Consider the following 25798-nt stretch of genomic DNA (forward strand, 5'->3'; position numbering starts at 1 on the left):
TGGGCGACAGGGCTTTACGCTAGACTAGAATTTCCGCTTTCCCCGAGACGGGGAAACTCTCTAACCCTTTGTTTTCCGCAATCCCGGACGGAAAACCGCTGCGCACTTTTTCCTGGAATTGCGCTAGACGGCTGGCACCAATCTCATCCGATGGCCAGGCGCGATCTCGACCAGTTCGGAGGGCGGGGGCGCGGAAAAGACGTCCGGTGCCGTGCTGCCGTCAAGTGCGAAGCGGCGACCGGCAGGAAGCGGCACATCGGCAAAGTGGTCTTTCGTCCGCGGGCTCAGCGCCGCATCCGGATCGGGAATGGCAGCGATGAGCCGGCGCGTATAGGGATGGGCGGGCCTTTCGAAGATGTCCCGCCAGCCGCCCTCCTCCACGACCTGTCCGAAGAACATCACCAGCACCCGGTCGCTCATATGCTCCACCACGCTCAGGTCGTGGCTGATCATCAGGTAGCCGAGGCCGAGCTTTTCCTGCAGGTCCAGCAGCAGGTTGATGATCTGTGCGCGGATCGACACGTCGAGGGCGGATACCGGTTCGTCCAGCACGACGATTTCCGGTTCGAGGATCAGGGCGCGGGCAATGCCGATGCGCTGGCGCTGGCCGCCGGAGAACTCGTGCGGATAGCGGTTCGCCTGCTCGGGCGTCAGCCCCACATTGGCGAGCATGACCTCGATCCGGTCGGCGATCTCCGATGCGGCCGTGATCCCGTGTAGCCTGAGCGGCGCAGCGAGCGAGGTGCGTACCGACTGGCGCGGGTTCAGCGAGGCATAGGGGTCCTGGAAAACCATCTGCACCGCCTTGGCGCGCTGCATGCGTCCGGGCGCACCCGGCCCGGTGAGCGGCTGACCGCGGTAGCGGATCGTGCCTTCGGTCGGCTCCTGAAGACCGAGAATCGAGAGCGCCGTGGTGGATTTGCCGCAACCGGATTCGCCGACGATCGACAGGCATTCGCCCCTGGCGAGCGAGAAGCCGATGCCGTTGACGGCATGCAGCATGCGCCGCCCGGTTCCGAGCAGCCCTCCGCCGGCAACGGAAAAGCGGACATGCAGGTCGTCCACTTCCAGCAGGGGGTCGGTCATGACTGCTCCCTCTCTTCCACGCTTCGCTGCGCGATGAAGCGGGTCTCGGTAAGCTTCGAGCGGTCGGCAATGATGCTGTCGATGTCGACCAGCCGTTGGCGGCCGTGCAGACTGCGGCTGCCGAAGCGCGGCAGGGCGCCGAGGAGCCCACGGGTATATTCGTGCCGGGGTGCCGCGAAAAGCGCCCGTGTCTCGTTCTCCTCGACGAGGCAGCCCGCATACATGACGCCGACCCGCTGGCAGATGCTGGCGATCACGCCGAGATCATGGCTGATGAAGAGAACCGCCGTACCGCGCTCGGCGCAGAGTTCCTTGATCAGGCGCAGCACCTCGGCCTGCACGGTGACGTCGAGCGCCGTGGTCGGCTCGTCGGCGATCAGGAGGTCCGGATTGCAGGCGAGCGCCATGGCGATCATCACGCGCTGGCGCAAGCCCCCCGACATCTGGTGCGGATAGTTGCGCACCCGCCGGTCGGGATTGGGCACGCGCACGCTGGCGAGCGCGTCGACCGCGAGCTTCTGCGCCTCGTCCCAGCTCTTTGCCTGATGCAGCACGAACATCTCGGCGATCTGCCGGCCGATGGTCGAGAGCGGGTTCAATGCCGTCATCGGCTCCTGAAAAATCATGGCAATGCGGTTGCCGCGCAGGCGCCGCATCTCGCGCTTAGGCAGCGCCAGCAGATTCTGCCCCTTGAACAGGATCTCGCCGCCGCAAACGGCGAGCGGCTTCTTGAGAAGCCCCATGACGGCGAGCGAAGTCACCGACTTGCCCGAGCCGGACTCGCCGACGAGACCATAGGCCTCGCCCGGCATGATCTGGAAGGAGACTCCTTTGAGGAGCGGACGATTGACGGAGCGGCCGACCGCGACGCCCAAGTGGAGTTCCTTGATGTTCAGAAGCGCGGTCATGGGGTGCGCGTCCTCATATGCGGGTCGAGGCTGTCGCGCAGGCCGTCGCCGAGAAGGTTGAAGCCGAGCACCGAGAGGAAGATGGCAAGGCCGGGGAAGATGGCCACCCAGGGCGCGAGCTGGATGAGCTGGCGCGCATCCGTCAGCATCGAGCCCCAGCTCGGGAACGGCGGCTGGATGCCGAGGCCGAGAAAGGAGAGTGCGGCTTCCGAAAGCACCGCCGAGCCCATGCCGAGCGTCGCCATGACGAGGATCGGTCCCATCATGTTGGGCAGGATCTGCGTGAACATGATGCGCAGGTCCCCGTAGCCGAGCGTCTGCGCCGCCTGCACATAGCCCAGCGACTTCAGGGAGAGTGTGGAAGAGCGGGCGATGCGGCAGGTCCAGCTCCAGTTGGTGAGACCGAGCGCGATGAGCAGCGACGGCAGGCCGGGACCCAGCACCGCCATCACCGCCAGCGCGAAGATCAGCGAGGGAATGGCGAGCATGACGTTCGTGAAGCCATTCACCAGATCGTCCCACCAGCCGCCCCAGTAACCGGCGGTCATGCCGAGCGTGACGCCGATGATCGAGTTGATCACCTGCGAGACGATGCCGACCGTCAGCGAGATCTGCGCGCCGTAGAGGATGCGGGTGTAGACGTCCCGCCCCTGCCCGTCCGTGCCGAACCAGAAGGTGGCGTCCGGCGGCAGTTCGGAGTTCATCAGGTCCGCGTCGAGCACGGGGTCGAAGGGCGCAATCCAGGGGGCGAGGATGCCGGCGAGGATCACCAGCGTCGTCAGTCCGGCACCGAGCCAGAAGTTGAAGCCGAGGCGCATTCCCGTCACTCCTGCTTGATGCGCGGATCGATCGCGGCATAGATCAGGTCGACGGCCGTGTTGATGACCAGGAACCAGAGCACGATGACGAGGATCGTGCCCTGCACCACGGGAATGTCGCGGCTCGCCACGCTATCGACCAGAAGCGAACCGATGCCGGGCCAGGCGAAGAGCTTCTCGATCACGACAGCCTGGCCGATCAGCGAGCCGAATTGCAGGCCGACGGTCGTGACGATCAGCACCAGCGCGTTGCGCGCCACATGCCAGCGCACCACCTTGGCCTCGCTCATGCCCTTGGAATGGGCGGTGCGGATGAAGTCGGCGTTGAGGACATCGAGGACGCCGGCCCGCGTGGTGCGCGCGAGAAGTGCAAGGGGCGTGACCCCGAGCGTGACAGCGGGCAGGATCAGGTTCCGGAAGGACCCGTCGCCGTAACCGAAACTCGGCAACCAGTTCAGCTGCAGTGCGAAGAGATACATCATCAGGAGACCCAGCCAGAACTGCGGCATGGAGAGGCCGGACACCGCCCCGATCATGGTCACCGTATCGAGCACGGAGCCGGGCCTTAGCGCAGCAACGAAGCCGAGCGGCACACTGATGACGAGGGCGAAGACCATGGCGGCGAGCGCCAGTTGCAGCGAGGCCCACATACGGTCGTTGATGAGATCGATCACCGGCTGACGGGTGCGGAAACTGGTGCCGAGATCGAATTGCGCAAGGTCCGTGACATAGGTCACGAAGCGCTCCATCAACGGCCTGTTCAGCCCGAATTCCTCGTTGAGGCGGGCGATCATCTGCGGGTCGGCGGCACGCCTGCCATCGGCGAAGAGGCTTGCGGCGAAGGAACCTGGTACGACGCTGAAGATGACGAAGATGAGCAACGCCACCACCACGACCGTGGGTATTATCTGCAGGACGCGGCGCAGGGTAAAACGAAGCATGAGCGGTCCCGTTCTGGCCGCCCGTACGGGCGGCGACAATCGATAAGGGGGCAGCCGCAGCTACCCCCTCCCCCTCAAGGTCTTACTGGCGCGATGACGGCGCCGTCTCGTCGATCCAGATTTCGTCATAGGGCTGGATCGCCAGTTCCGTGGCGTTCGGAACCAGGCCATGGATCCACGGCTGGTAGGCCATCACCGCCTTGTTGTAGTTGAAGAACCAGACCGGAGCGTCGTCCTGCACGATGTTGTTGGCCTGGCGCAGGAGGTCGTTCTGCTTGGCCGGGTCGCGTTCCTGCTGTGCCGCCTCGTAGAGCTTGTCGAATTCCGGGCTTGCATAGCTGGTGTAGTTGCAGGCCGATTGCGCCGTCTTCGAATAGTAGCAACGCAGTGCGTTCAGCGGGTCGGGGCCGGAAAGGTTCGACCAGATGAAGGCCTGGAAGTTGTTGGTCGTCACCGCCTCGCCAAGCGTGGAGCTTTCGACCGGCTTCGGCTTTACGGTGATGCCGACCTTCTTCAGCATCGGCAGGATGGCTTCGACGATCGGCACGCCCCAGCTTTCGTTCGGGCTCGCCGTCACCTCGAATTCGAAGCCGTCGCCATAGCCGGCCTCGGCGAGCAGCGCCTCTGCCTTCTCCGGATCGTAGGCGTAGGGCGCCTTGTCCTTGTCGAAGGCGGGCGAGGAAATCGGCAGCCAGCCGGAGGCCGGGTAGGCCTTGTTCTTGACGAGGCGTTCGATGATCAGCGGCGCATTGATGGCATGGTTGATCGCCTGGCGCACCCGCTTGTCCTTGAAGGGCTCGAAGGCGGGGTTGAAGCCGATGTTGCGGGTATACACCTCGGCGACTTCCAGGAGGTGATCCTTTAGCCCCTCCTCGCCCTGATAGGCCTGGTACTGGGTGGGGCCGAGGATCGACACGTCGATTTCCTTGTTGCGGAAAGCGACGTCGCGCGCGGCGTCCTCGGCCATCAGCACGATGTTGATGCGGTCCAGATAGGGCCTGCCCTCCTCGTAGTACTTGTCGAATTTTTCCACGACGACCTGCGAACCGGGCACGTGCTCCTTGAAAACGAAGGCGCCGAGGCCGACCGGATTCTTGCCGAAGGTCGATTCGTCCTCGACATTCGAAGGGTAGATGACCGTCGTGTTCTGCATCAGCGGGAAGCCGGGATTGATCGTACCGGTATAGGTGATCTCCAGCGTATGGTCATCGATCTTCTTCAGCCCCGAAATCTCGTCGGCCTTGCCGGCGATATAGTCCTCGGCGCCCTTGATGACGGCGATGAAGCTTGCGCCGGGGAAGGCGTGTTCCGGGTTGGCGATGCGCTTGTAGCTGTAGATGATGTCGTCGGCCGTCAGCGGCTTGCCGTTGTGGAACACGGCGTTTTTACGCAGGTGGTAGGTGTGGACCCTGCCGTCCTCAGAAACCTCCTCCGAGGACGCCAGTTCCAGGACGGGCTTGTTCTGGTTCGAATCCCAGCTGTAGAGCGCACGGTGGATGGCCTGCGTGATGAATTCTTCCTGCGTGTTGGGGCTCGACTGCACGTCAAGCGTGGCGAAGCTCGAGCCGTAGGGCGCGGTGAAGACGAGCGTACCGCCATGGCGCTCGCCCGCGGCAAGCGCCCCGGCAGCCACGCCGAGGCTGAGCATTGCGGCCAGTGTCAATCTCTTCAGCATTTCGTTCTCCCTCTCGTGCCGTTCTCGGCATCGTTTCGGTTCAGTCCGGCAGGCCGTCAGCGCGCATCATGCACGACGCGGCCCGCAAGCAGGGTCAGCACGCACTTTGTGTCCGAAAGGATGGTTTCGGGCGCGGCGGCCAGAAGGTCGTTGTCGAAGACGGCGATGTCCGCCCACTGACCGCGCACGAGCCGCCCTTTCACCCCCTCGGCTTTCTGCGAATAGGCGCCGTATTCGGTGTAGGCCTGCAATGCCTCCTCGCGGCTCAGCCGTTCGGATGCCTCCAACACCGTGCCCCTGCCCGTCTGGCGCGTGAGCATCGCGTGCAGGTTCGGGAACGGATCCGGCGAGCAGACCGGCGAATCCGAGCCGGTCGACGGTTTCAGGCCCATGCGCATCCAAGTGCCGATCGGGTAGGATGACCGGCCGCGCTCCTCCCCGAGCACGGATATGTAGCTGTCGCCGAAATCGTGGATGAAGGCCATCTGCGGCGCAGGCAGAATACCGGCTGCCTTCATGCGTGCATTCTGATCCGGTGTGGAAAAGCCGCAATGCTCGACGCGATGGCGGCGATCGGGATCGGGATTTTCGGCAAGCGCCTTCTCGTATGCCGTGATGAGCTGCTCGATCGCGCCGTCGCCGATGGCGTGGCAGACCATCTGATAGCCGCGGTCGTGGCACGCCTTGACAACCGCCTCGACCTCCGCATCCGGCAGCATCTGCACGCCGATATTGTCCGGCTCGCCCCTGTAGGGCCTCGTCATCCAGGCGGTGCGCCCGCCCGCCGAGCCGTCGAGGAAGACCTTGACGCCACCGACGCGCAGCATGTCGTCACCGGCGCCGGAAAGAAGGCCCGCGCGCCAGCAATCGTCAACGATGGAAACCCCGGGATCGCCGAGCAAGGTCAACCAGACGCGCACCGGCAGCCGGCCGGAAAGCTTGGCCATCTCATAGGCCTGGATTTCGGCAAAACCGGAGACCTGCCCCACGGCCGCATCCATGCAGCTGGTGATGCCGAAGGAGAGCAGATATCGCCCTGCCCGCTCGATTCCGTCGATCAGGTCCTCGGTCGTTGCCGCCGGCATGGCGGCCCTGACGAGGCTCTGGGCGTTTTCCGCTAGGAAGCCGTTCAGCCGGCCCTCCGTGAGGCCGATTACGCCGCCTTCCGGCACGGCCGTCGCCTCGGTGATGCCGGCAAGCTCCAGAGCGCGGGAGTTGGCGACCGACACATGGCCGCAGGCCCGTGTCAGCAGGACCGGGTGATCGGGGGCCACGCGATCGAGATCATCGCGCGTCGGGTGCCGCCCGGTGTCGAGCTTGACCTGGTCATAGCCGCGGGCGCGCACCCAGCCGCCCTTCGGCGTCGTGGCTGCGCGGTCGGAAATCCGGCCCAGCAGGGCGGCAAGCGTCGGCGCGCTGGCGGGCGTCGCGTCGACCCAGCCCATGGCCATGCCGGTCGCAATGAGATGCAGGTGGTTGTCGATGAGGCCGGCGGTGGCGAAGCGGCCTTCGAGATCGATGACTTCGGTGTGCGGCCCCTTCAGGCCCGAAATGTCCGCATCGCTGCCGGTTGCGAGAACCTTGCCTTGCCACACGGCGAGAGCCTCGCTGATGCCCTCCTCCCGGCCGCGCCAGATCCGGCCATTGATGAGGATAAGATCGGCTTCTATTCCGAGCGCCATTCGCAACTCCCCCCATGTCGGTCCCGGACGGGCCGGCACCTATTTCCTCCAGACGCAACGTGGAAGGTTGCAGTTGGCTTGGCCAATTCGCTTTTGGCAACAACCCATGCAGAATTGACATACCTATTTCGATTGAATGACTTATGATCGCGCACAGGACGCGTGCAGCGAAGGAAGCGGATATGGAGATCAAGTGGCTGGAGGATTTCGTGACGCTTGCCGACACGTCCAGCTTCTCGCGCGCGGCCGAGCTGCGCAACGTGACGCAGCCCGCCTTCAGCCGCCGGATCAAGCAGTTGGAGAGCTGGCTGGGCGCGACGCTCATCAGCCGCGCGACCATGCCGGCCGAACTCACGCCCGCGGGGCGCAATTTCCTGCCCGTGGCACAGGACGCGATCCGCACCTTCTACGCGGCGCGCGAAGTGCTGCGTCTCCCGCACGAGCCGGGCCTCATCCGCTTTGCCGCGCTGCATACGCTGACGGTCACCTTCTTTCCGCGCTGGCTGAAGACGCTGGAAGCGGCGGGTGGATCATTCAGCACCTCGCTCATTCCGGACCGCGGCGGAATCGAAGCGAACCTCGACGCGCTCGTCGGAGATGAGGCGGATTTCTTCCTGACCTATGCGCATCCGGAAGTGCCGTTTCATCTCGATAGCGGGCAGTTTTCCGCGCTGACCGTCGCCCATGACCGGCTGATCCCGCTGGTCGCGGCGGAGATCGTGCTGTCCGGCGATGCGCAGCCGGGACTGAACCTCCTCGACCGCGCCATCGCGCAGCCGCGGCTCGCCATCCCCTATCTCAGCTACGGCTTCAATTCCTTCTTCGGGGTCGCCCTGTCGCGCCTGCTGCTGCGCCGCCCGCCTTTCCGGCGCCGTACGACGCACGAAAACACGATCAGCGCCGGCCTGATGAACATGGCGGTGACGGGCGCGGGCGTATGCTGGCTGCCGGAGAGCCTGGCGCGCGAGGAAATCGATGCGCGCCGCCTCGTGCCTGCCTCTGCCGACGAGGGTTGGAACCTTGACCTCGAGATCCGCCTTTACCGCCACGCTGCGAGCCGCAACCGCAAGGTCGAGGAACTATGGGCGACGGCGCAGCGACTCCTGGAACCCGCACCGGCCTGATCAGACCTTCACGAAGATCATGGGAACGGGTTCTCCTTCAGCCAGTCGGCAAGGCAGGGATAGATGCGGCCGTTGCGCGCCGGCATGGCGGAGGCCATGCAGAGCGCGTTCAGGACCGCCTCCTGCGTCGTCTCGGCGGCAGCGCGGAAGGCGATGTCGATGTGGCCGTCGACGAGCCGCTCCTGCGTGGCGAACGGCGCGGCGGGTTCATGGTCCACCGGGTCGGCGGTGGTGAAACAGAGGGCGACATCGCCGCTGCCATGGCCCCAGAAGGCACCGAGCCGGGCAAGGCCCGCGCCGGCACGCCGCGCGACCCGCTGCAATTGGCGATCTGCCAAGGGAAGATCGGTCGCCATGACGACGATGACGGAGCCGCGCTCGCGATCGGCCGGCGCCCGCGGATCGGGCCGGCGCCCATCCGGCAGGACGAGGTCTCCCGTCGCGCCGAAATTGGCAAGGACCAGCGTGCCGAGCGTGAAGTCGCGCTTGCCGATCCGCATGCGCCGCGAGGCCGTGCCGATGCCGGCCTTGAATCCGAAGGCGGTCATCCCGGAGCCGGCGCCGACCGCACCCTGCTCCACCGGCCCCGTGCGCGCGGCGTCCAGCGCCGCCTCGGCATCGGCGGGCCTTACGGCCAGCGCCTGAATGTCGCTGATGCTGCCGTCATTGCACTCGCAGACCAGCGCATTGACCGTCGAGATCCTTCGCCCGATCTCCGGATTGGCGGCGATGGCGCGGCGGACCAGCGCTTCGGTGCAGGCGGCAACGCCGAAGGTGTTGGTGAGCAGGATAGGCGTCTCGATCGTGCCGAGTTCGGCCACCTGCATCAGCCCCGCCGATTTGCCGAAGCCGTTGATGACCTCCACCGCCGCCCGCGGCTTCACGCGGAAGACGTCGCCTGCATGCGGAAGGATCGCCGTGACCCCGGTGAAGAGGCCCTCGCCGCGCAGCGACCGGTGGCCGACCGAAACGCCCGCGACGTCGGTAATGGCATTGCCCGGCCCCGGTTCGAGCCTGCCCTGCGGGATCAGCCCCAGTTCGCGCGCGGTCTTCATATCGCCCCTCCCTGCATCGCTTTTTCTGGTTCAGTGAACCAGTCAACGGATCTAGAGCATTTCAACGTTTCATAGAAACACTGAAATGCTCTAACCATTTGATCCAACGCACTTCCGGATGGAAAACCGTTACACACTTTTCCCGGTAGTGCTCTAGACCGGAACGCCGGCCGCTTCCAGATAGAGGGCCTGGAGTTTTCGGGTCATCGGACCGGGCTTGCCGTTGCCGACGACCCGGTCACCGATGCGCACGACTGGCATGACGAGGCTGGAGGCGGAGGTCTGGAACGCCTCGGCGGCGCCCTGCGCCTCGTGGGGCGCGAAGGGGCGCTCCTCGATCGCGAGACCCTCGGCGGCACAGAGCAGTGCGAGGGCACGCTGCGTGCAGCCCGGCAGCGTCGCGCGCGACGCCGCGCGGGTGAGAATGCGTCCGTCACCGGTGATGACATGAGCCGTGGAGGATGCGCCTTCCGTCACCAGCCCGTTCTCCACCAGCCAGACGTCGTCGAAACCGCGGGCGCGTGCCGCCTGCTTCGCCATGACCTGACCGAGCAGCATGGCGGTCTTGATGTCGCGTCGGCTCCAGCGGGGGTCTTCGGCGAGATCGACCGATATGCCGTCCTGCTGAGCCTTCGTGCCGGTCAGCGTCTTCGCCTGCGTGAAGCCGACGAACCGCGGCACCAGCGCGTCGGAATAGAGAAAGTCGCGATCCGCCTCGCCGCGCGAGACCTGCAGATAGACCGTGCCGTCCCGCAAGCCGTTGCGGGCGATCAGTTCCGCCTGGACGCCGGCAATCTCCCTGCGCGAGAGGGCAAGCGGAATGGCGAGTTCCCTCAGCGAACGTTCCAGACGGCCAAGATGCAGGTCGTTGTCGATCATCCGTCCGCCGATAACCGCCGTCACTTCGTAGACGGCGTCACCGAACAGGAAGCCGCGATCGAAAAGCCCGATGCGGGCCTCCTCCTCCGGCAGGAATTGACCGTGGACATAGACGATCCTGCCCATGTGTTCCCCTTGCTGTGCCTGCTGCCCTGCAGCGCCGCGCCTCTCTGGACGCAAAGGTCGCTGCAAAATCGTCAACTTGCCGCATGTCTCGTTTCACCGGTCCGATGAAAGGAGACATGCGGTCATCACGGAACATAGGAGCGACTTGCCGCGGCTGACCAATTCAATTCGCGCAGCATCCTATGCAAAATTTGCCTGAGATGATTTTCAGTCGGTTGGAGCGGTCTCCTGGTGCAGATCGCCCAAGCGCCTCTTTACCGGCACTGTTTGCGCGGGCCGCCGCTGTAAGGCTGGTAACTGTTGTCTTCCGGGCGGTAGGAGCGGTAGCGGCTGAAGCAATAGGCAACGTGTTCCTGCGTCAGTCTGATTGCCTCGCCATTGTCGGCCCCATTGTCGGCCGAGTATTCCAACTGCGTCGAGGGGTCGTCGGCCTCTTCCGCCTCGATACCGCGCGTTACAGGCGAAATATCCTCCGACGGCCCCCACGCCGCATCCATGTAGGGTGAGTTGCAGGTCCGCCGTCCGCCACTGAAAGATCGGTAGCTGTTGTCGAACGGACGATAACTGCGATAGCGTTTCGCACACCATTCGGCATGAGCGGCGGGTACTGTCGACGCCGTCGGCTGCTCCTGCGCCGGCGGCGGTTGAATTGAAGCGGTGGCCGTCTTGTCCAAAGGCTCCGGGGCGCGTTCCTTTTCGGCCTCGTTGCCCATTGCGGGCGTCTCGGACTCTCTCGAAGCGTTAAGGTCGGACGGGGCGGAGCGGGCGGGCAGTCGCTCGAATTGCTGGGCCGCCCTGTCGACTGCTCGCGGCTGCTTGGTCCATATTTCCGCCTGGTTCACGTCGAGCTGCGGCTGGCGCGCAGGCTTGCCGGTAAGGAACAAGACTGCGACGACCGCTCCGCTCAGGAACAACGCGAGAGACAGGACGAACCCGCCAAATACCGCCAACGCCGTTTTCACTTAAGCCTCCTTCGTCCTTCCACGAAGAAATGCAAGGGCTCGGTCTCAAGTTCCGACGATGCCTCAGAATGCTTGAGCTTTCGGATAGTGAGCGGCGGTGCCGGTGCTCCGGTCGACGAAATCCTATGCCGCCCCGGGAATGCGCGCGATGACTTTGATCTCGAAATCGAACCCGGCAAGCCAGTTCACGCCCAGCGCGGTCCAGTTGGGATAGGGTGGAGCGCTGAAGATCTGATTCTTGACGGCCATGATGGTTTCGAACTGGTTCTCGGGGTCGGTGTGGAACGTGGTCACATCGACTATATCGTCGAAGGTGCAGCCGGCCGCATTCAGCGTCGCCCGCAGATTTTCGAAAGCCAGTTGGACCTGGCGCCCGAAATCCGGTTCCGGACTACCATCGGAACGGCTGCCGACCTGCCCGGAGACGAACAGGAGGTCGCCGGAGCGGATCGCGGCTGAATATCCGTGAGCTTCGTACAGGGCATGCCGATCGGCGGGAAAGATTGCGTCGCGTCGCGTCATCTGGTCATTCCTTTTCAACGTTTCTGCCGGCGCTGGGTGATTGTGACATCGCGCTGCCGGCTCTACATACGCGGCGTATGTGAACCAGCGTCCGCAGCGTCTGTCAACTCAAATATACGCGACGTATGTGAAACGCCGGGTGCCACCCAAATTGTTCGGACGAACTTCTAAGAGTTGATCAGCCGCTTGCCACCTGCCCGGACACTCGCTGCAATGACGCAAGCGTTTGCCTTATTCGTACCTTGAAAGGGCACGTGCTACGGATTGGCGGCACTCGGGGAGCAGCGCACAACTCAATCCCTTGATCGAGCGTCGAGCTCGAACACATGGTGGTGGATGTGGCCTTCGAACATCTCCAGCAGACCCTTGGTCAGTTCGCGGCTCTCGTAGCGCACCGGCGACTCCAATGCTCGCGCCAAAGCAGCGCGATCATCATAGATGGTGGAAAGGATCATCGCGAAAACCGGTGCCCCTTCGTCCCGGTCGACGGCATGGAGCACCCGGACTTCCCTGACGCCCGGAAAGGCCTGCCACAGAGGCAGCAGCTTCTCCTCGACATAGTCGCGGAATGCCTGCTCCCGGCCAGGATGGATGATCCCCTCGAACAGGGCCTGGCGAACGATCATGATGTCTTCTCCCGCTTCAGTTGACGGTGTTCGGCGCTTTTTCGCCGGCAAAGTGGGCGGCGAGATTTGCAAGCACGAGCTTTCCCATTGCCATGCGCGTCTCGACCGTCGCGCTGCCCTGATGTGGCATGAGCACCGTATTCGGCGTGGTGTGGAATTCGCTTCGGATTGCGGGTTCGTTGACGAAGACATCGAGCCCGGCACCCGCGATCGTTCCGGACCTCAACGCCTCGATCAGGGCCTCCTCGTCGACGACGTTGCCACGCGCGACATTTACCACGATACCCTCGGGACCGAGCGCCTGAAGAAGGGATGCGTCAACGATGTTCTGCGTCGCCGCACTCGCCGCCACGCAGACGGCCAGAACGTCGCTGTCGCGGGCGAGATCGACGGGACTCTGATGCGCGATCCAGTCGACGCCGGAAAGCGCAGACCGATTCCAGTATCGCACCGACATGCCGAAGGCCTCCGCGCGCGACGCGAATGCCCGCCCGATCTGACCAAGACCGAGTACGCCGATCCGCTTCCCCTTCGGGCTGTGGCCGAGCGGTAATTGTTCGCCCGTGGCCCAGCGGCCTTCGCGCACCAGCCTGTCGCCATCGCCGACCCGCCGCAGGACGGCGAGCATGAGCGCGATACCGAGGTCAGCGACGTCGTCCGCAAGGACACCCGGCGTCGTCGTCACATCGATGTTGCGACTGCGCGCGCGGGCGAGATCCACCTTGTCCGTCCCGACCCCGTTGATTGCGATGATCCCCAGTGATGGAAGCTTCTCCATCCATTCATTGGAAAGGCCCGCGCCGCCGCCCGTGGCAACCGCGCGGATCGATGGGAGCGCCGCTTCGAGCGCTGGCCGATCGGCGGCCTGGTAAAGCCTGTGAACCGTATAATTCCGCTGAAGTTCGTCCATGACGAACGGCATCATCGGCTCCACGAGCAATAGATCTGGTTTCACGTTTCGAAACTCCAATTACCGGGGTGTGGCCATCAGGAGATCTGGCCGAGGAAGAAGCGCGTGCGCTCGTGTTGCGGGGCCCCGAAGAAGGCATCGGGCGGCGCAACCTCCAGGATCTCGCCGCGGTCCATGAAGACGACACGATCGGCGACGCTTCGCGCGAAGCCCATCTCGTGCGTGACGCAAAGCATGGTCATGCCTTCGTTGGCGAGATCCACCATCGTGTCCAGGACCTCCTTGACCATCTCCGGATCGAGAGCCGAGGTCGGCTCGTCGAAGAGCATGATCTTCGGGTTCATGCACAGAGCCCGCGCGATCGCGACGCGCTGCTGCTGTCCGCCCGAAAGCTGCGCCGGATATTTCGCGGCCTGCTCGGGGATGCGCACCCGTTTCAGATATTTCATCGCCGTCTCTTCGGCCTCTGCCTTGGCGAGACCCCGAACCTTCATGGGAGCCAGCGTGCAGTTCTCCAGCACCGTCATGTGCGGGAAAAGGTTGAACTGCTGGAAAACCATGCCGGTCTCCTGCCGGACCAGATCGACGTTCCGTCCGCCGGCGGTCAGGTCGTGACCGTCCACGACGATCCTGCCCGAATGAATGGTCTCGAGCTGGTTGATGCACCTGATCAACGTCGACTTGCCGGAACCCGATGGTCCGCAGATGACGATCCGTTCACCGCGGCCGACCGCCAAGTCGATGTTCTTGAGCGCGTGAAAGGCGTCATACCACTTGTTGACGCCCTCCATGCGGACGGCCGGGTCCGAAGCCTCGCGCGAATCCGGGGGCGAGGCGTTTTCGCGTTCCGTGTTCATCGCGAGGGCTCCATTCTTATTTCGCTTCAGTGACGAATTCCGGCAGCGGAGAGCCGAGCCACTTCTCGTGGATGGCGTTGAGTTGTCCGTCCGCCTTGACCTTGTCGAGGAAGCCGTTGACGAAGTTCAACATCTCGCTCGATCCCTTGCGAACGGCGATACCCTGAACCTGCTGGCTAAGCTGAAGCTTCTGATTGAACCGCCCCGGGGCGGCGGCTTCGATCTGGGCCGCGACGACATTGGAAACGCCGATCAGTTCGACCTGTCCGGAAAGGAGCGCTTGCACCGCACTGGCGTCGTCGTCGAAGCGTTGAATGTTGGCGTCCTCAGGGGCAATCTTTGTAGTCGCCGTGTCCTGCGTGCTGGCACGGGCGACGCCGATCGTCTTGCCGGCCAGATCTTCAGGCTTTGTGACGTCCAGGTCGGCGGCGCCGAACACGCCGATCGAAATGCCTGCGTAAGGTTGCGAGAAGTCGACGTTCTTGGCGCGCTCCTCGGTGATGCCTAGCGAGGCGACCAGCAGATCCACCTGGTTGCTCTGCAGGTAGGGGATGCGGTTGGGTCCCGTCACCGGCACGATCGTCACTTCGACTCCGAGCTCCTTGGCAAGCAGCTTCGCAACATCGGCATCGTAACCATCCGGCTGGTTGTTCGCGTCCATGATCCCGAACGGCGGGAAATCGACCAGCATGCCGATCTTCACCGTTCCGGCCGATTTGATCGCCTCCACCGTCTGCGCTGCGGCGGGCGCCACCAAACCCGCGACAATCGCAGCTCCGAGGACAGATATTGCCATGCGTCTCGAGATATTCATTAGCCCTTCCCTTCTCATATGCCGGCCCTCCCGCCGGCGGGGCCCGTCAACGTGCCGTTGCCCGGGAAAAACGGGTTTCCATCCGGCGTGCGATCAGCGACAGCGGCCAGCAAAGCAGAAAATAGACGGCGGCAACGGTGCCGAAGACCAGAAACGGACTGAACGTCGCATTGTTGATGATCTGCCCTTGTCGGGTCAGTTCGGTAAAGCCGATGATCGATGCGAGCGAGGTGCCCTTTATGAGTTGCACGAGGAAACCGACAGTGGGCGCGACGGCGATACGGGCCGCCTGGGGCAGGATCACATGACGCATCGACCGAAAATAGCGCAGGCCGAGCGCTGTCGCCGCCTCGCGCTGTCCCTTCGGCACGGCCTCGATGCAGCCCCGCCAGATCTCGCCCAGGAAGGCGCTGGCGTGGAGCGCGAGCGCAATCGTCGCGGCGATCCAAGGATTGATCGAAAAGCCGAAGATGTTCATGCCGAAGAAGACCAGAAAGAGCTGCATCAGCAGCGGGGTTCCCTGAAAGACGCGGATGAAGCCCGTCGCGGAGAGACGCAGCACTCGCGTATCGGCGACGCGCATCAATGCCACCAGTAGTCCGCCGACGCTGCCGCCGGCAAAGGCGATCGCGGAAAGGGCGATCGTCCACTGTGCCGCGGCGACGATGACGAGAAACTCGTTCCAGCCGAAGGCTCTGATCATGACAGTGCTCCTAACGGCCGAGGGGATATTTGAAGGCCATTTTCTCGACCGCATAAAACAGCGCGGAGAAACCGACCGACAGGGCAAGATAGATCAGAGTGACCGCGATATAGACCTCGAAGCTCGCAAAGGTCGCGGACTGAAGGTCGTTGCCGGCCGCAGCCAGGTCATCCGCCGAAATCACCGACACGACGCTGGTATTCAGCATCAGATAGATGAACTGGCTGGTGAGCGCGGGATAGACGGTGCGCAAAGCCGGCTTCATGACGATGTAGCGGAAAATCTGGGCCCTCGACAGCCCAAGCGCCCAACCGGCCTCCACCTGTCCCCTGTGAATGGATTCGATCCCGGCGCGGATGATCTCCGTGCCGTAGGCGCCGAAGTTGACCACCAGCGCCAGCAGCGCCGCACTGTTCGGCGAAAGCCTCAGGCCAAGCGAAGGCATGCCGAAGAAAATGAAGAAGATCTGCACGAGGAAAGGCGTGTTGCGGATAATCTCGATATAGCCATCGATCACGGTACGCAGGATCGCCGGTCCTGCTGTCTTTCCCCAGGCGCAGAAGACTGACACGACGAGGCCGATCAACATGGCTGCACATGACAGGCGAACCGTGAGCCAGGCGCCGATCAGCAACTGGTCGAAGGACGCGAGCACAGGCGCGAAGTTGAACTCGTACATGCCGGGACCTCCTCCCACACTACCGCCGCCACACCTCGCGCTTCCCGCGATATGCGTCAGTTAGATCGATCTAAAATGTTTCCTGACGTGCGTCAACCGCAAATGACGTCCGGGATCGGGCGCGGTCAGGCGGGCCGGCCGCAGGACTGCCGAATGTTCAGCGTCGTGTCGTTCACCATGCGCCGCGGCGGCAAATCCGGATTGGCGATGCGCTCGACGAGGAGCAGCGCCGCCTTTTCGCCGATCGCAGTCGGGCCGGTCGAGACCGAGGTCAGTCTCGGCCGGATGGCCTCGGCGTCAGCCACGTCGTCGAAGCCGATCAGCGAGAGATCGCGTCCGATCGTCAGTCCGCAATCGTGAAGTCCTGCGGCAAGGCCAAGAGCGACAAGATGATTGAAGCAGATCACGGCAGTCGGCTGTGTGGCCTTTGCAAACAGAAGGTGGGTCGAGCCGGCGATTTCTCCGAGCTGTGCCGGCAAATGGATCAGGATCTCGGGATCGAACCCCTTTGCCAGCATGGCGGCACGAAAGCCGTCCACGCGCTCCCGATAGGCAGAATGAACCGGGCCGTGGGCGGCAAAGGCAATCTTCTCATGACCGAGCGTTGCGAGATAATCCACCGCCTGACGCATGCCGCCGGCATAGTCCACGCCGACATAGTCCATATCGGCGGAAATGTGGCGCAATACCTGGACGACGGGCATACCCCACGCCGCCAACTGCTCGGACAGGTCGGGTTCGGTGCCCGCGGCGGGGCAAAGAACGACCCCGTCCACCCCATGTTCGCGCATGCGCTGGAGCAGCATCGCCTGCCGCTCCACCCTCTCCCCGCTATTGGCGAGAATGACCACCTTGCCGGTGGCCCCGATAGCCTCCTCGATACCTGAAAGGAGTTCCGCGAAGAATGGATTGGTGAGATTTGGAACGATTGCGCCGATGATCTGGCTGCGTTCGACGCGCAGGCGGGCTGCGCCGATGTTGTAGACATAGCCCAAATCCCGCATCGCCTGCTCGACTCGCGCGCGCGTCTCACTGCCGACCAGCGGGCTCTTGCGAAGAACGAGAGAGGCGGTCGCGCGGGAAACATTGGCATGCCGCGCGACATCCAGAAGCGTGACGCGAGGCTTCTTTCGTTCTTGGAAAGACATTGGATACCGATCGGGTAAAAAAGCGTGGAGAGGACTATAGTCGACGGGCGAACACTAGGGCAAATCGAGCGAAGCTGCGCAACGGTTTCCGCCCGGCGCGGCGCCCGGGAGCCCGCGGCTGACGACATGCTCAGCCAGATTTCGCGGCGATACGCGTGGAGACGCTCAGCGATTCACCCGGCTCGAGAATCTTGAGGCCGCGGGCTTCGGCCTTGCCGGGAAGGTTGAACGCATCGACCGGGTGCGTCACCGGTTCGAAGCAGAAGAAGCCGGCGTCGGCAGCGGGTGAGAAGACGACGTATTGGCGCAGCGCCTCGCTCGCATCCACGTCCGCCACGAGCCCACGCCTCGGCCAGTGGATGCGGGCCTTGCCGTTCCAGCCGTCGAACCAGTTGTTGATCCATCGCTCCGGCAATGGCTGCGGCCTGCTGAAATCCATTTCCGGATGTGCGGCTATGGCATCGTAGGCCTTTGGCAGGTGATCGGATTGCTCCAGCCAGACGCCGCGGGCCGGCGCGTGCAGCGTCGTATCCGGCTCGCGCACGAACCAGGGATGAAAACCGGCGCCATAGGGCAGACGGATCCTGGCGCGGTTGACGAGGCTCAGCTCCATCGCCAGGCCGGCGCTCTCCAGGCGGTAGGACATCCTCGCATCGTAGCGGAAAGGCCCCGGTCCTTCTGCCGAAAGGGTGAGCGTGATCGAATCCGCGCTCACGGAGGCAACGTCCCACGCGGCCGAAAAGCCGTTCCCGTGGATCGGGTATGGCTCCGTCTCCACGTTCCGGGGCAGGGCATGAAAGGTTCGGTCAAATGTGAACCCGCCGCCGGAAACCCGGCCGGAAAAAGGAACGAGCAGAATGTTCGAAAGCGCGAAGGGATGCGCGGCAGAGGGATCGACCCTGCGGAAGATCGGTTGCCAGGAGCCATCGTGCAGCACGTCGAATGCCGTCAGCCCGGCGCCGAGATCGGGCCGCAGGACGATGCGTGCATCGCCGTTGGAGAGCTCGATCGCCGGCATCACCAGCCGCCGTCGATCGCGATGTTCTGGCCGGAAATCATGTCGGAGGCAGGCGAGACAAGGAAGTGGACCAGGTCGGCGACGTCGGAGGGCTGGATGCGCGCCTTCAGCGACTGGTTTTCGACGATCCAGTCATTGTATTGTTGCAGGCGGTCGGCAAAGACCCGCTCTTCGGCCTCCGAAACCACCGCGCCCGGCGACACCGCGTTGACGCGCACGCCGTGCGGGCCGAGTTCGCGCGCAAGCGCCTTCGTCAGCCCCAGCATCGCGCCCTTGGACGCCACATAGGGCACATAGCCGTCCCAGCGGCCGTTCAGCGTCAGGGAGCAAAAGTTCACGACCTTGCCGTAGCGCTTTTGCTTCATCCCGGGCGCGACGGCCCGGGCAAGCGCGAAAGCCGCCGACGAGTTGACGCGGACCTGGTCCTCGTATTCCTCCAGCGAAAATTCCTCGAAAGGCTTATTGATGATGAGCGCCGCATTGTTGATGAGAATATCGATGCCGCCATGCTCGCGGGAAAGCGTAGCTGCGCGCTTTTCCGCCGAAGCCAGGTCGTTAAGGTCCTCGCCGACATAGATCGCGCTCACACCGTGAGCCGCGGCGACACGCGTCGCGAAGCCCTCCCCGGCTTCGGCGCCGGGCCTGTCGAGCAATATCAAGGCGGCGCCGGCGCGCGCCAGCCGCTCGGCCTGGGCGCGGCCGAGGGTGCCGAGCGCACCGGTAATGAGGGTGGTCTTTCCGGAAAGCTCTGTCATCGTTACCTCACAGAAGCGCGTGAACCTCGTCTATCGACGTCTCGGCGGTCGGCTTGTCGAACACGATCTCGCCGCGTGCCATGGCGACGATGCGGTCGCAGGATTGGAAGACGTGCTGCATGTTGTGCGAGATGAAGATCCCGGTCAGGCCCTGCGCCTTCAATCCGCGCACGAAGCCGATCACCTTGTCGGTCTCCTTGACCGAAAGATGGTTCGTCGGCTCGTCCAGGATCAGCACCTTCGACTTGAAGTGCATGGCGCGCGCGATGGCTACGCCCTGCCGCTGGCCGCCCGAAAGCTCGCCGACCAGCGCATCCGGCGAGCGCAGATGCAGATCGACATCGGCGATGGCACGGATGCTTTCGGCGCGCATGCGCTTCTGGTCCATGATGCCGATGCCTAAGACCGACCATTTCATCGGCTCGCGGCCGATGAAGAGATTGCGGGCGATCGACATGGATGGGACCATGGAATTGTACTGATAGATCGTTTCCAGCCCGTGGCGCATCGCATCCTTGGGGCTGCGAAGAGCCACCTTGCGGCCTTCGATCAGCACGTCGCCGGAATCCTGATGGTGAACGCCCGAGAGAATCTTGATGAGCGTCGACTTGCCGGCGCCATTGTCGCCGACGAGGCCGACGGTCTCGCCGGGGTGGATCGTGAGGTCGACATTCTTCAACGCATGCACGCCGCTGTACCATTTCTGGAGGTTGCGGCATTCGATGATCGGCGTGGTCATTTGTGCGCCTCCACCTTGATCTTGCGGGACATTTTACCCATCCAGGCATTGGCGATGACGGCAAACATGGTGAGAACCCCGATCGCGAACTTGAACCAGTTGGCATCGACACGGGAAAGGACCAGGCCGTTGTCGATCGTGCGGATCAGAAGGGTGCCGATGATGGCGCCGAAGACCGTGCCGATCCCTCCTGCGAGCGCCGTACCGCCGATGACGGCCGCGGCGACCGCCTGCAATTCCAGCCCTTCGCCGATCGACGGCAGCGGCGAACCGAGACGCAGCACCTGAAGCAGTCCCGCAAAGCCCGCCAGTACCGAGCAGAGCATAAAGCAGACGATCTTCACGCGCTTGACCGGAATGCCCATGGAGGCGGCGGCCTCGTTGAAGCCGCCGGTCGCCCGGATCCAGTTGCCGAAATTGGTGAGCGACAGCAGCGCCGCCACGAGTGCGGCGATGACCACGAACCAGAGGAAGGACATGCGGAAGGGCGAGCCATGCCAGATATAGTCCGTGAAAAGCCAGGTCGGCAGGTCGGGCGGCAGAAGCGGCGGGAAACCGCCTGATATGACGATGGTCAGCGAGCGCGCGATGAAGAGCATCCCCAGCGTGGTGATGAAGCTCGGTATCGAGAATTGCAGCGTGACATAACCGTTGATGAAACCGATCGCCCCGCAGATCATGAGACCGAGCAGCACCGCGACGGTGAAGGGCACGCCGGAATTCAGTATCACCGCCATCGACATGGGCATCAGCGCAAAGACGGACCCGACCGATAGGTCGAATTCGCCGCAGATCATCAGGAGCGTCACGCCGATGGCGACGAGCGCCATTTCCGGCAGAAGGCCCATTACGCCGCGCATGTTCTCGAAGGAAAGAAGAATGCCGTTCGACTTCGCCTGGAAGACGAGAACGAGGACGATCAGCAGTGCAAGGCCGGCAAGCTCGGGCTTATCGAGATAGATTTTCAGAAATCGCTTCATGGGCTGCCACTCATGGTTCGGCGTCGTGCCTGACCGATCACGACGATCTCAGGTCGGGTGCCTGAGATCGTCAACGCGATCGATTCCGAGAGCTGGGACGGGATGCGGGCGGAAAGCCGCATGAATTCCCCCCGCTCCGGTTTCGAGCTCGGGCAAGACGCCTGTTGCTTATCGGGAGCGCCGGATCAGCGCAGACCCTGCTTCGCCAGTTCGAGGATCGTCGGCACATCCTTCGGCGTGACGATGCCCTGCCCCGTATCGACATCGGAGGGTGTCAGGCCGGCGGTTTTCCAGAGATAGGCCTGCATGACCGGGATGAAGCCCTGCATGTAGGGTTGCTGGTCGACCTGCACCTGAACATAGCCGGCCTCCATCTGCTGCAGCACCTCGGGCACGAGGTCGAAGCCGCCGAGCAGGACCTTGCCGGGCTCGATGCCGCGATCCTTCAGGACCTTGGCGACGCCGGCATGCCAGTAGCCGGTATCGAAATAGGCGGTCGTGTCCGGGTTGGCATTGAGATAGGCGCCGATGCGGTCGGCGGTCAGCGCGAGGTCGGTGGCCGAATCGATGCGGGTGATGTTCACCTCGCGGTCGGAATGCTCGGCCTTGTACTCCTCCAGAAATTTCGTGACGCCGCCGGCGCGCTGCTCGGACCAGGTCTGGCCCGGCGCGTTGACGCCGACCAGCAGGTTGAGCGGGCCCTCCTTCGGGAAGTTTTCCGACTGGGCCTTGGCGAGCGAGTAGCCGGCCGCGGTGAAGCCCTGGCCGATGAAGGCCTTACGGGCGTTGCCCTTGGCGCCTTCGCTGTCATCGACATTGACGGCGAGCACCAGGATGCCGGCGTCGACGGCTTCCTTGATCACGTTGTCATAGGCATTGTTGTCGACGATCGCGACGAAGATCGCGTCCGGCCTGGAGGCGATTGCCGCCTGCAGATTGGCGACGGCCTGCTCGACCGCGCCTTCCGTCTGCGTGAGGATCAACTGGCACGAGGCGCCGACTTTTTCGCAAGCGTCGTCATAGCCCTTCTTGACCGCCTGCCAGAACGTGTTCGAGGCCGACGAATGGCTGACGAAGGCGATGCTGAGACCTTCCGCGCTGGCGGCTGGAGCCATCAGCGTCAGCCCCAGGGCCGTTCCTGCTATCAATTTACTGATCATGATGCGTTACCTCCCGTTGAACATCGATCATATTGCGGCGGCCGGTCACCCCGTGCCGTCGAAGAACTCCGCCCGCGATCGCGCGATCTCGGGCAAAGATTTCAGAATTTCGCGCAGATGCATGCGCAGCGCCTGCTCTGCCCCGCCGACATCGCCTGCCGCGATCGCATCGACGATCTGCTCGTGTTGTTCGATCAACCGGCCGATCTGCGGGTCGTCGACGCTCAGGAACCGGACGCGGTCCATCTGCGCCTTGACGCTTTCGATGACGCTCCAGGCATAGGCGCGGCCGGCGGCCGTCGCGAGCGTGTGGTGGAAGAGTTCGTCCAGCCGCAGGAACGCGGCGCGATCGTCATGCGGCACCTGCTTCTGGCGAGCGATCTGTTCGCGCAGTTCGTCGACGATCGCCACCTCATGCTCGCCGGCGACCTGGCGCACGATGTCGGCCTCGATGGCCTCGCGCACGAAGCGCACGTCCATGACCGATGCCGTCGAAATCCGCGTCACATAGGTGCCGCGTTGGGGCAGCACCTGGACCAGCCCCTCCTCTGCCAGCTTGATGAAGGCTTCGCGAACCGGTTGGCGGCTGATCGAGAGGCTTCTTGCTATCTCGGCTTCGGAAATGCGCGCGCCGGGCACCAGCTCCGCCTGGATGATCTGCTCGCGCAGGATGCGATAGACCTGCGGACCGACAGCTTCGATCGCGGACAGAACGCGCTGCGGTTTGATGTTCTGCATCCGGCCCCCCTCCAAGCTCCCGGCAGTATTGGCCTACTACCATACAAGTTGGTCGAACTTCAATCCTTCGAACTGCGCCGCAACACTTCGAATTTCCGGTCGAGATCGGGAGCGAGGTCGACCCCGTGCCCTGCCCCCGGCGGAATGGTAATCATGCCGTTCGTCACAGTGGGCAGCTGCGTCGTAAGGTCGGCATACCAGGTCTTGTAATAGGCACGCACGCTTTCCTGGACGAGCGCGTTCGGAGCATTCAGCGACAGATGCGTCGAGGCTGCGAGCACCACAGGGCCGGTGCAATCATGCGGCGCGACCGGAAGGTGCCAGGCTTCCGCCATGGTGGCGATCTTCTTTGCCTCGGAAATCCCGCCGCACCAGGAGAGGTCGAGCATGACGACCCCGGCCGCATCCGTTTCCATGAGATCGCGGAAGGCCCATCGGGTCGCGAGCGTTTCAGACGCGCAGAGCGGCGCGCGGCTTGCCGCCGCGTAGCGCTTCAGACTGGAGAGCGAGTCCATCTTGATCGGGTCTTCATGCCAGAAGGTGGCATAGGGCTCGAGTGCCCGGGCGATCTGGATGGCGGGCGTCAATTGCCACATGGAGTGGAACTCGACCATGATGTCGATGCGGTCGCCGACGCGCTTGCGGATCTTCTCGAAGGGCTCCAGCGCCTTGCGCAGGTCCGGCCCGGAAATATACTGGCCGCCGCTTTTCTCCGCCGCGATATCGAACGGCCAGATCTTCATGGCAGTGATGCCTTCCGACAGGAGGTCCTCGGCGAGTTCGTCCGCCCGTTCCAGAAATCCGTTCAGGTCGTCATAGTCGCGCCGCGGGCCGCCGATGCCGTAGTTTGCCGTCTGCTGGCCCTTCGCGTCGCGCATATAGGTGTTGCCGGCGCAGGTGTTGTAGGTGCGGATCTCGCGCCGCGAGAAGCCGCCGAGAAGCTGGGCGATCGGCAGGTTCGTCGCCTTGCCGAAAAGGTCCCAGAGCCCGATGTCCACCGCCGAATTGCCGCGCATCTCCGCCCCGGTCGAGCGGAAGCCGAGATAGCCTGTCAGATCCTTGGAGATGCGGTCGATCTCCAGCGGGTCGCGCCCGACGAGTTTCGGGGCCACCACCTCGTGAATGTAGGTTTCCACGGTCTGCGCCATGAAGAAGGTCTCGCCAAGTCCGACAAGCCCCTCGTCCGTGTGGATGCGGACCCAGAGAATATTGGGAAAGTCGCGGACGCGGACCGTTTCTAGTTCCGTGATCTTCATGCTCAATAAACTCCTGCCGCCAAAAGCGCCTTTACCGTCAGATCGAAATGCTCGACCATCGCCTCCTCGCCTTTCGCCGGGTCGCCGTTGGCGATGGCCTGCGCGATGGTCATGTGGCCGTCGATACTTTCCTGCCGCGTCTCATTGCTGGCACGGCTCGCCCAGCCGATGGGCCAGGTATGGCGCGTCACGACATGGAAGGAGCCGACGATCAGCGCGAACATCGGGTTGCGGGACGCCGTGCCGATCGCTTCGTGAAAGGCGATATCGTGTTCCATGACCCTGACCGGCTGGTCGAAATCCCGCTGCATCGCTTCGGCAAGCGCGACGATTTCGGCGGCCTCCTTGTCGGTGCGGCGCATGGCTGCCAGCACGACGGTGCGGCGCTCGACAGTCCGGCGGACATCGAAAATCTGCTGGATCGTCACCTGGTCGGTATGCACGGCATGGTCGGTCACCAGGGCCAGCACGTCCGCCTTGGGCGCAGCCACCCGCGGACGCCGGCCATTACCGATGTCGATCAGCGTCAGCGCCGCGAGCGAACGATAGGCCTCGCGCACGACGCTGCGGGATACGCCCAGCTTTTCGGCAAAGGCCCCCTCGCTCGGCAACGAATCGCCGACCTGAAGACCGTTTTCGCGAATATGGACCTTCACGGCAGTCACGACGCCGCCCAGCAGTCCATCCGCGCCGGAACGTCCGGATGAGGACTCTTCCTCCGCCTTGAGCTCTATCAAGTTAACCTCCTACCTATCAGATAGGTTTGTGATGACCTGTGAATAGATTCGCCTTCGGCTGTTGTCAACGCCGAATTGCAAAAACTGTTTGGGAGGCGCTAGGGAAGCAACCGCTCGACAGAAGCGGCCTAACGGGCATCGCCCGCCGTATCTGACGCGAAATACGCCGAAAACCGCTGAGCAAGCTCGCCCAGATCGACCATCGCGCGCCGAAGATGCAGCCGCATGATCTCCTGGGCCTTGGTCGCGTCCCCTTCGCTCACAGCCTCGAGAACGCGCCGGTGATCCTCGACCAGCTGGTCGAGTTGCCCCGCCTGTATCGACAGACGGCGGACCCGGTCCATATGCTTCTTGGCATCCGAGATGAAGGCCCAGACTCCGTCGCGGCCCGCGAGGCTGCAGTAAAGCGCGTGCATGCGTTCGTCGCACTCGAAAAACAGGTCGGGGTTGTCCTCGAGGACAGCAAGCTCCTGCTCCTCGATGGCTTGCCGTATGCCGAGCAGGACGCGGCGGTTCGATTGCTGCGCCGCTTCGGCAACGATCGCCAACTCCAGCTGTTCGCGAACGAACTGGGCGGTCCTGACCGCGTCCATGCGGATCGGCGCCACCACGACGCCTGCCCGTGACCGGAGGTCGACAAGTCCTTCCGCACTCAGCCGCGAAAGGGCCTCGCGCACGGGCGTACGGCTGACTCCCAGCAGCCCGGCCAGCGCATGCTCGCCGATCGGTTCGTTCGGCTTCAGTTCGAGCCCGATGATCTTGCGCGAAAGCGTGCGGTAGCAATGCTCCGCGGCCGAGATTTTTATGTCACGCGTCATAAATTGAGAGCCCTATGTATTTTTGCATGCAATCGTTCATCGCAAGCAGATTACCCGGACAACGTTTCGTTTGCTACTCGCC

At 63.6% G+C, this 25798-nt stretch carries 27 protein-coding genes; 1 reads left to right on the plus strand and 26 read right to left on the minus strand.

Going from position 1 to position 25798, the window contains the following annotated elements:
* Window positions 1-123: 123 nt before the first annotated feature.
* From AC5J09_RS03505 to AC5J09_RS03530, 6 genes are all read right to left on the minus strand, one after another.
* A complete protein-coding gene (locus AC5J09_RS03505) occupies window positions 124-1086 on the minus strand; it encodes an ATP-binding cassette domain-containing protein (protein ID WP_494296888.1) in 963 nt (320 codons plus the stop codon).
* Window positions 1083-1994 carry an ABC transporter ATP-binding protein gene (locus AC5J09_RS03510; RefSeq protein WP_494296889.1) on the minus strand — a complete coding sequence of 304 codons (912 nt, stop codon included), beginning with the start codon at window positions 1992-1994 and terminating at the stop codon, window positions 1083-1085. Before AC5J09_RS03510 ends, AC5J09_RS03505 begins: the two co-directional genes overlap by 4 nt.
* Window positions 1991-2812 (minus strand): ABC transporter permease, encoded by an 822-nt coding sequence (locus AC5J09_RS03515; RefSeq protein WP_100674058.1) that lies wholly within the window; start codon window positions 2810-2812, stop codon window positions 1991-1993. The genes AC5J09_RS03510 and AC5J09_RS03515 overlap by 4 nt, the downstream gene beginning before the upstream one ends.
* Before the next feature lie 5 nt (window positions 2813-2817).
* Window positions 2818-3753, minus strand: a complete 936-nt coding sequence (locus AC5J09_RS03520) for an ABC transporter permease (protein ID WP_338279980.1) — start codon at window positions 3751-3753, stop codon at window positions 2818-2820.
* 82 nt (window positions 3754-3835) lie between these two features.
* Window positions 3836-5428: an ABC transporter substrate-binding protein gene (locus AC5J09_RS03525; RefSeq protein ID WP_494296890.1), complete on the minus strand. Its 1593-nt coding sequence runs from the start codon at window positions 5426-5428 to the stop codon at window positions 3836-3838.
* 56 nt (window positions 5429-5484) lie between these two features.
* Window positions 5485-7110 carry an amidohydrolase gene (locus tag AC5J09_RS03530; protein WP_494296891.1) on the minus strand — a complete coding sequence of 542 codons (1626 nt, stop codon included), beginning with the start codon at window positions 7108-7110 and terminating at the stop codon, window positions 5485-5487.
* Between the two features lie 182 nt (window positions 7111-7292).
* Between AC5J09_RS03530 and AC5J09_RS03535 the strand changes: the two genes are divergently transcribed.
* The gene (locus AC5J09_RS03535; RefSeq protein WP_494296892.1) at window positions 7293-8234 is read left to right on the plus strand and encodes a LysR family transcriptional regulator; all 942 of its coding nucleotides are present in this window, start codon (window positions 7293-7295) and stop codon (window positions 8232-8234) included.
* Window positions 8235-8251: 17 nt separating this feature from the next.
* Here AC5J09_RS03535 and AC5J09_RS03540 read toward each other — a convergent pair whose 3' ends face one another.
* The 20 genes from AC5J09_RS03540 to AC5J09_RS03635 form a co-directional block, all read right to left on the minus strand.
* Window positions 8252-9289: a DmpA family aminopeptidase gene (locus tag AC5J09_RS03540; protein WP_494296893.1), complete on the minus strand. Its 1038-nt coding sequence runs from the start codon at window positions 9287-9289 to the stop codon at window positions 8252-8254.
* Window positions 9290-9442: 153 nt separating this feature from the next.
* A complete protein-coding gene (locus AC5J09_RS03545) occupies window positions 9443-10294 on the minus strand; it encodes a D-amino-acid transaminase (protein ID WP_494296894.1) in 852 nt (283 codons plus the stop codon).
* Between the two features lie 254 nt (window positions 10295-10548).
* Window positions 10549-11256: a BA14K family protein gene (locus tag AC5J09_RS03550; RefSeq protein WP_275598657.1), complete on the minus strand. Its 708-nt coding sequence runs from the start codon at window positions 11254-11256 to the stop codon at window positions 10549-10551.
* A 123-nt stretch (window positions 11257-11379) separates the two neighbouring features.
* The gene (locus AC5J09_RS03555; protein ID WP_180980738.1) at window positions 11380-11778 is read right to left on the minus strand and encodes a RidA family protein; all 399 of its coding nucleotides are present in this window, start codon (window positions 11776-11778) and stop codon (window positions 11380-11382) included.
* A gap of 293 nt (window positions 11779-12071) precedes the next feature.
* Window positions 12072-12404 (minus strand): EthD domain-containing protein, encoded by a 333-nt coding sequence (locus AC5J09_RS03560; RefSeq protein ID WP_379937699.1) that lies wholly within the window; start codon window positions 12402-12404, stop codon window positions 12072-12074.
* 16 nt (window positions 12405-12420) lie between these two features.
* Complete coding sequence (locus tag AC5J09_RS03565; protein WP_280951595.1) at window positions 12421-13359, minus strand: 2-hydroxyacid dehydrogenase; 939 nt, start codon at window positions 13357-13359, stop codon at window positions 12421-12423.
* A 32-nt stretch (window positions 13360-13391) separates the two neighbouring features.
* Window positions 13392-14171: an amino acid ABC transporter ATP-binding protein gene (locus AC5J09_RS03570; protein ID WP_102762030.1), complete on the minus strand. Its 780-nt coding sequence runs from the start codon at window positions 14169-14171 to the stop codon at window positions 13392-13394.
* 16 nt (window positions 14172-14187) lie between these two features.
* Window positions 14188-14985 carry a transporter substrate-binding domain-containing protein gene (locus AC5J09_RS03575; protein WP_198516857.1) on the minus strand — a complete coding sequence of 266 codons (798 nt, stop codon included), beginning with the start codon at window positions 14983-14985 and terminating at the stop codon, window positions 14188-14190.
* A gap of 46 nt (window positions 14986-15031) precedes the next feature.
* Window positions 15032-15688, minus strand: coding sequence for an amino acid ABC transporter permease (locus AC5J09_RS03580; protein WP_018096512.1), 657 nt, complete (start codon window positions 15686-15688; stop codon window positions 15032-15034).
* 10 nt (window positions 15689-15698) lie between these two features.
* Window positions 15699-16367 carry an amino acid ABC transporter permease gene (locus AC5J09_RS03585; protein WP_100674071.1) on the minus strand — a complete coding sequence of 223 codons (669 nt, stop codon included), beginning with the start codon at window positions 16365-16367 and terminating at the stop codon, window positions 15699-15701.
* 125 nt (window positions 16368-16492) lie between these two features.
* Window positions 16493-17515 carry a LacI family DNA-binding transcriptional regulator gene (locus AC5J09_RS03590; protein WP_379937701.1) on the minus strand — a complete coding sequence of 341 codons (1023 nt, stop codon included), beginning with the start codon at window positions 17513-17515 and terminating at the stop codon, window positions 16493-16495.
* Between the two features lie 130 nt (window positions 17516-17645).
* Window positions 17646-18533 (minus strand): aldose 1-epimerase, encoded by an 888-nt coding sequence (locus AC5J09_RS03595; RefSeq protein ID WP_494296895.1) that lies wholly within the window; start codon window positions 18531-18533, stop codon window positions 17646-17648.
* The gene (locus AC5J09_RS03600; RefSeq protein WP_494296896.1) at window positions 18533-19288 is read right to left on the minus strand and encodes an SDR family oxidoreductase; all 756 of its coding nucleotides are present in this window, start codon (window positions 19286-19288) and stop codon (window positions 18533-18535) included. The genes AC5J09_RS03595 and AC5J09_RS03600 overlap by 1 nt, the downstream gene beginning before the upstream one ends.
* A 7-nt stretch (window positions 19289-19295) precedes the next feature.
* The gene (locus AC5J09_RS03605; protein ID WP_102762025.1) at window positions 19296-20027 is read right to left on the minus strand and encodes an ATP-binding cassette domain-containing protein; all 732 of its coding nucleotides are present in this window, start codon (window positions 20025-20027) and stop codon (window positions 19296-19298) included.
* The gene (locus AC5J09_RS03610) at window positions 20024-21007 is read right to left on the minus strand and encodes an ABC transporter permease (RefSeq protein ID WP_494296897.1); all 984 of its coding nucleotides are present in this window, start codon (window positions 21005-21007) and stop codon (window positions 20024-20026) included. Before AC5J09_RS03610 ends, AC5J09_RS03605 begins: the two co-directional genes overlap by 4 nt.
* A 185-nt stretch (window positions 21008-21192) precedes the next feature.
* Window positions 21193-22167, minus strand: a complete 975-nt coding sequence (locus AC5J09_RS03615; RefSeq protein WP_494296898.1) for a sugar ABC transporter substrate-binding protein — start codon at window positions 22165-22167, stop codon at window positions 21193-21195.
* Window positions 22168-22212: 45 nt separating this feature from the next.
* Window positions 22213-22905, minus strand: coding sequence for a GntR family transcriptional regulator (locus AC5J09_RS03620; RefSeq protein ID WP_102762022.1), 693 nt, complete (start codon window positions 22903-22905; stop codon window positions 22213-22215).
* 59 nt (window positions 22906-22964) lie between these two features.
* Entirely contained in the window at window positions 22965-24161 is a 1197-nt protein-coding gene (locus AC5J09_RS03625) for a mandelate racemase/muconate lactonizing enzyme family protein (RefSeq protein WP_324764788.1), read from the minus strand.
* A 2-nt stretch (window positions 24162-24163) separates the two neighbouring features.
* Window positions 24164-24898 carry a FadR/GntR family transcriptional regulator gene (locus AC5J09_RS03630; protein ID WP_324764789.1) on the minus strand — a complete coding sequence of 245 codons (735 nt, stop codon included), beginning with the start codon at window positions 24896-24898 and terminating at the stop codon, window positions 24164-24166.
* A 128-nt stretch (window positions 24899-25026) separates the two neighbouring features.
* Window positions 25027-25716 carry a GntR family transcriptional regulator gene (locus AC5J09_RS03635; protein ID WP_275598646.1) on the minus strand — a complete coding sequence of 230 codons (690 nt, stop codon included), beginning with the start codon at window positions 25714-25716 and terminating at the stop codon, window positions 25027-25029.
* Window positions 25717-25798: the final 82 nt, after the last annotated feature.

The sequence above is a fragment of the Sinorhizobium sp. genome, from assembly GCF_059070375.1.

Bases quoted from the DNA above. Each gene is read 5' to 3' on its own strand.
- AC5J09_RS03505 (WP_494296888.1), bottom strand. From the start codon at position 1,086: ATGACCGACCCCCTGCTGGAAGTGGACGACCTGCATGTCCGCTTTTCC.
- AC5J09_RS03510 (WP_494296889.1), bottom strand. From the start codon at position 1,994: ATGACCGCGCTTCTGAACATCAAGGAACTCCACTTGGGCGTCGCGGTC.
- AC5J09_RS03515 (WP_100674058.1), bottom strand. From the start codon at position 2,812: ATGCGCCTCGGCTTCAACTTCTGGCTCGGTGCCGGACTGACGACGCTG.
- AC5J09_RS03520 (WP_338279980.1), bottom strand. From the start codon at position 3,753: ATGCTTCGTTTTACCCTGCGCCGCGTCCTGCAGATAATACCCACGGTC.
- AC5J09_RS03525 (WP_494296890.1), bottom strand. From the start codon at position 5,428: ATGCTGAAGAGATTGACACTGGCCGCAATGCTCAGCCTCGGCGTGGCT.
- AC5J09_RS03530 (WP_494296891.1), bottom strand. From the start codon at position 7,110: ATGGCGCTCGGAATAGAAGCCGATCTTATCCTCATCAATGGCCGGATC.
- AC5J09_RS03535 (WP_494296892.1), top strand. From the start codon at position 7,293: ATGGAGATCAAGTGGCTGGAGGATTTCGTGACGCTTGCCGACACGTCC.
- AC5J09_RS03540 (WP_494296893.1), bottom strand. From the start codon at position 9,289: ATGAAGACCGCGCGCGAACTGGGGCTGATCCCGCAGGGCAGGCTCGAA.
- AC5J09_RS03545 (WP_494296894.1), bottom strand. From the start codon at position 10,294: ATGGGCAGGATCGTCTATGTCCACGGTCAATTCCTGCCGGAGGAGGAG.
- AC5J09_RS03555 (WP_180980738.1), bottom strand. From the start codon at position 11,778: ATGACGCGACGCGACGCAATCTTTCCCGCCGATCGGCATGCCCTGTAC.
- AC5J09_RS03560 (WP_379937699.1), bottom strand. From the start codon at position 12,404: ATGATCGTTCGCCAGGCCCTGTTCGAGGGGATCATCCATCCTGGCCGG.
- AC5J09_RS03570 (WP_102762030.1), bottom strand. From the start codon at position 14,171: ATGAACACGGAACGCGAAAACGCCTCGCCCCCGGATTCGCGCGAGGCT.
- AC5J09_RS03575 (WP_198516857.1), bottom strand. From the start codon at position 14,985: ATGAATATCTCGAGACGCATGGCAATATCTGTCCTCGGAGCTGCGATT.
- AC5J09_RS03580 (WP_018096512.1), bottom strand. From the start codon at position 15,688: ATGATCAGAGCCTTCGGCTGGAACGAGTTTCTCGTCATCGTCGCCGCG.
- AC5J09_RS03585 (WP_100674071.1), bottom strand. From the start codon at position 16,367: ATGTACGAGTTCAACTTCGCGCCTGTGCTCGCGTCCTTCGACCAGTTG.
- AC5J09_RS03590 (WP_379937701.1), bottom strand. From the start codon at position 17,515: ATGTCTTTCCAAGAACGAAAGAAGCCTCGCGTCACGCTTCTGGATGTC.
- AC5J09_RS03595 (WP_494296895.1), bottom strand. From the start codon at position 18,533: ATGCCGGCGATCGAGCTCTCCAACGGCGATGCACGCATCGTCCTGCGG.
- AC5J09_RS03600 (WP_494296896.1), bottom strand. From the start codon at position 19,288: ATGACAGAGCTTTCCGGAAAGACCACCCTCATTACCGGTGCGCTCGGC.
- AC5J09_RS03605 (WP_102762025.1), bottom strand. From the start codon at position 20,027: ATGACCACGCCGATCATCGAATGCCGCAACCTCCAGAAATGGTACAGC.
- AC5J09_RS03610 (WP_494296897.1), bottom strand. From the start codon at position 21,007: ATGAAGCGATTTCTGAAAATCTATCTCGATAAGCCCGAGCTTGCCGGC.
- AC5J09_RS03615 (WP_494296898.1), bottom strand. From the start codon at position 22,167: ATGATCAGTAAATTGATAGCAGGAACGGCCCTGGGGCTGACGCTGATG.
- AC5J09_RS03620 (WP_102762022.1), bottom strand. From the start codon at position 22,905: ATGCAGAACATCAAACCGCAGCGCGTTCTGTCCGCGATCGAAGCTGTC.
- AC5J09_RS03625 (WP_324764788.1), bottom strand. From the start codon at position 24,161: ATGAAGATCACGGAACTAGAAACGGTCCGCGTCCGCGACTTTCCCAAT.
- AC5J09_RS03635 (WP_275598646.1), bottom strand. From the start codon at position 25,716: ATGACGCGTGACATAAAAATCTCGGCCGCGGAGCATTGCTACCGCACG.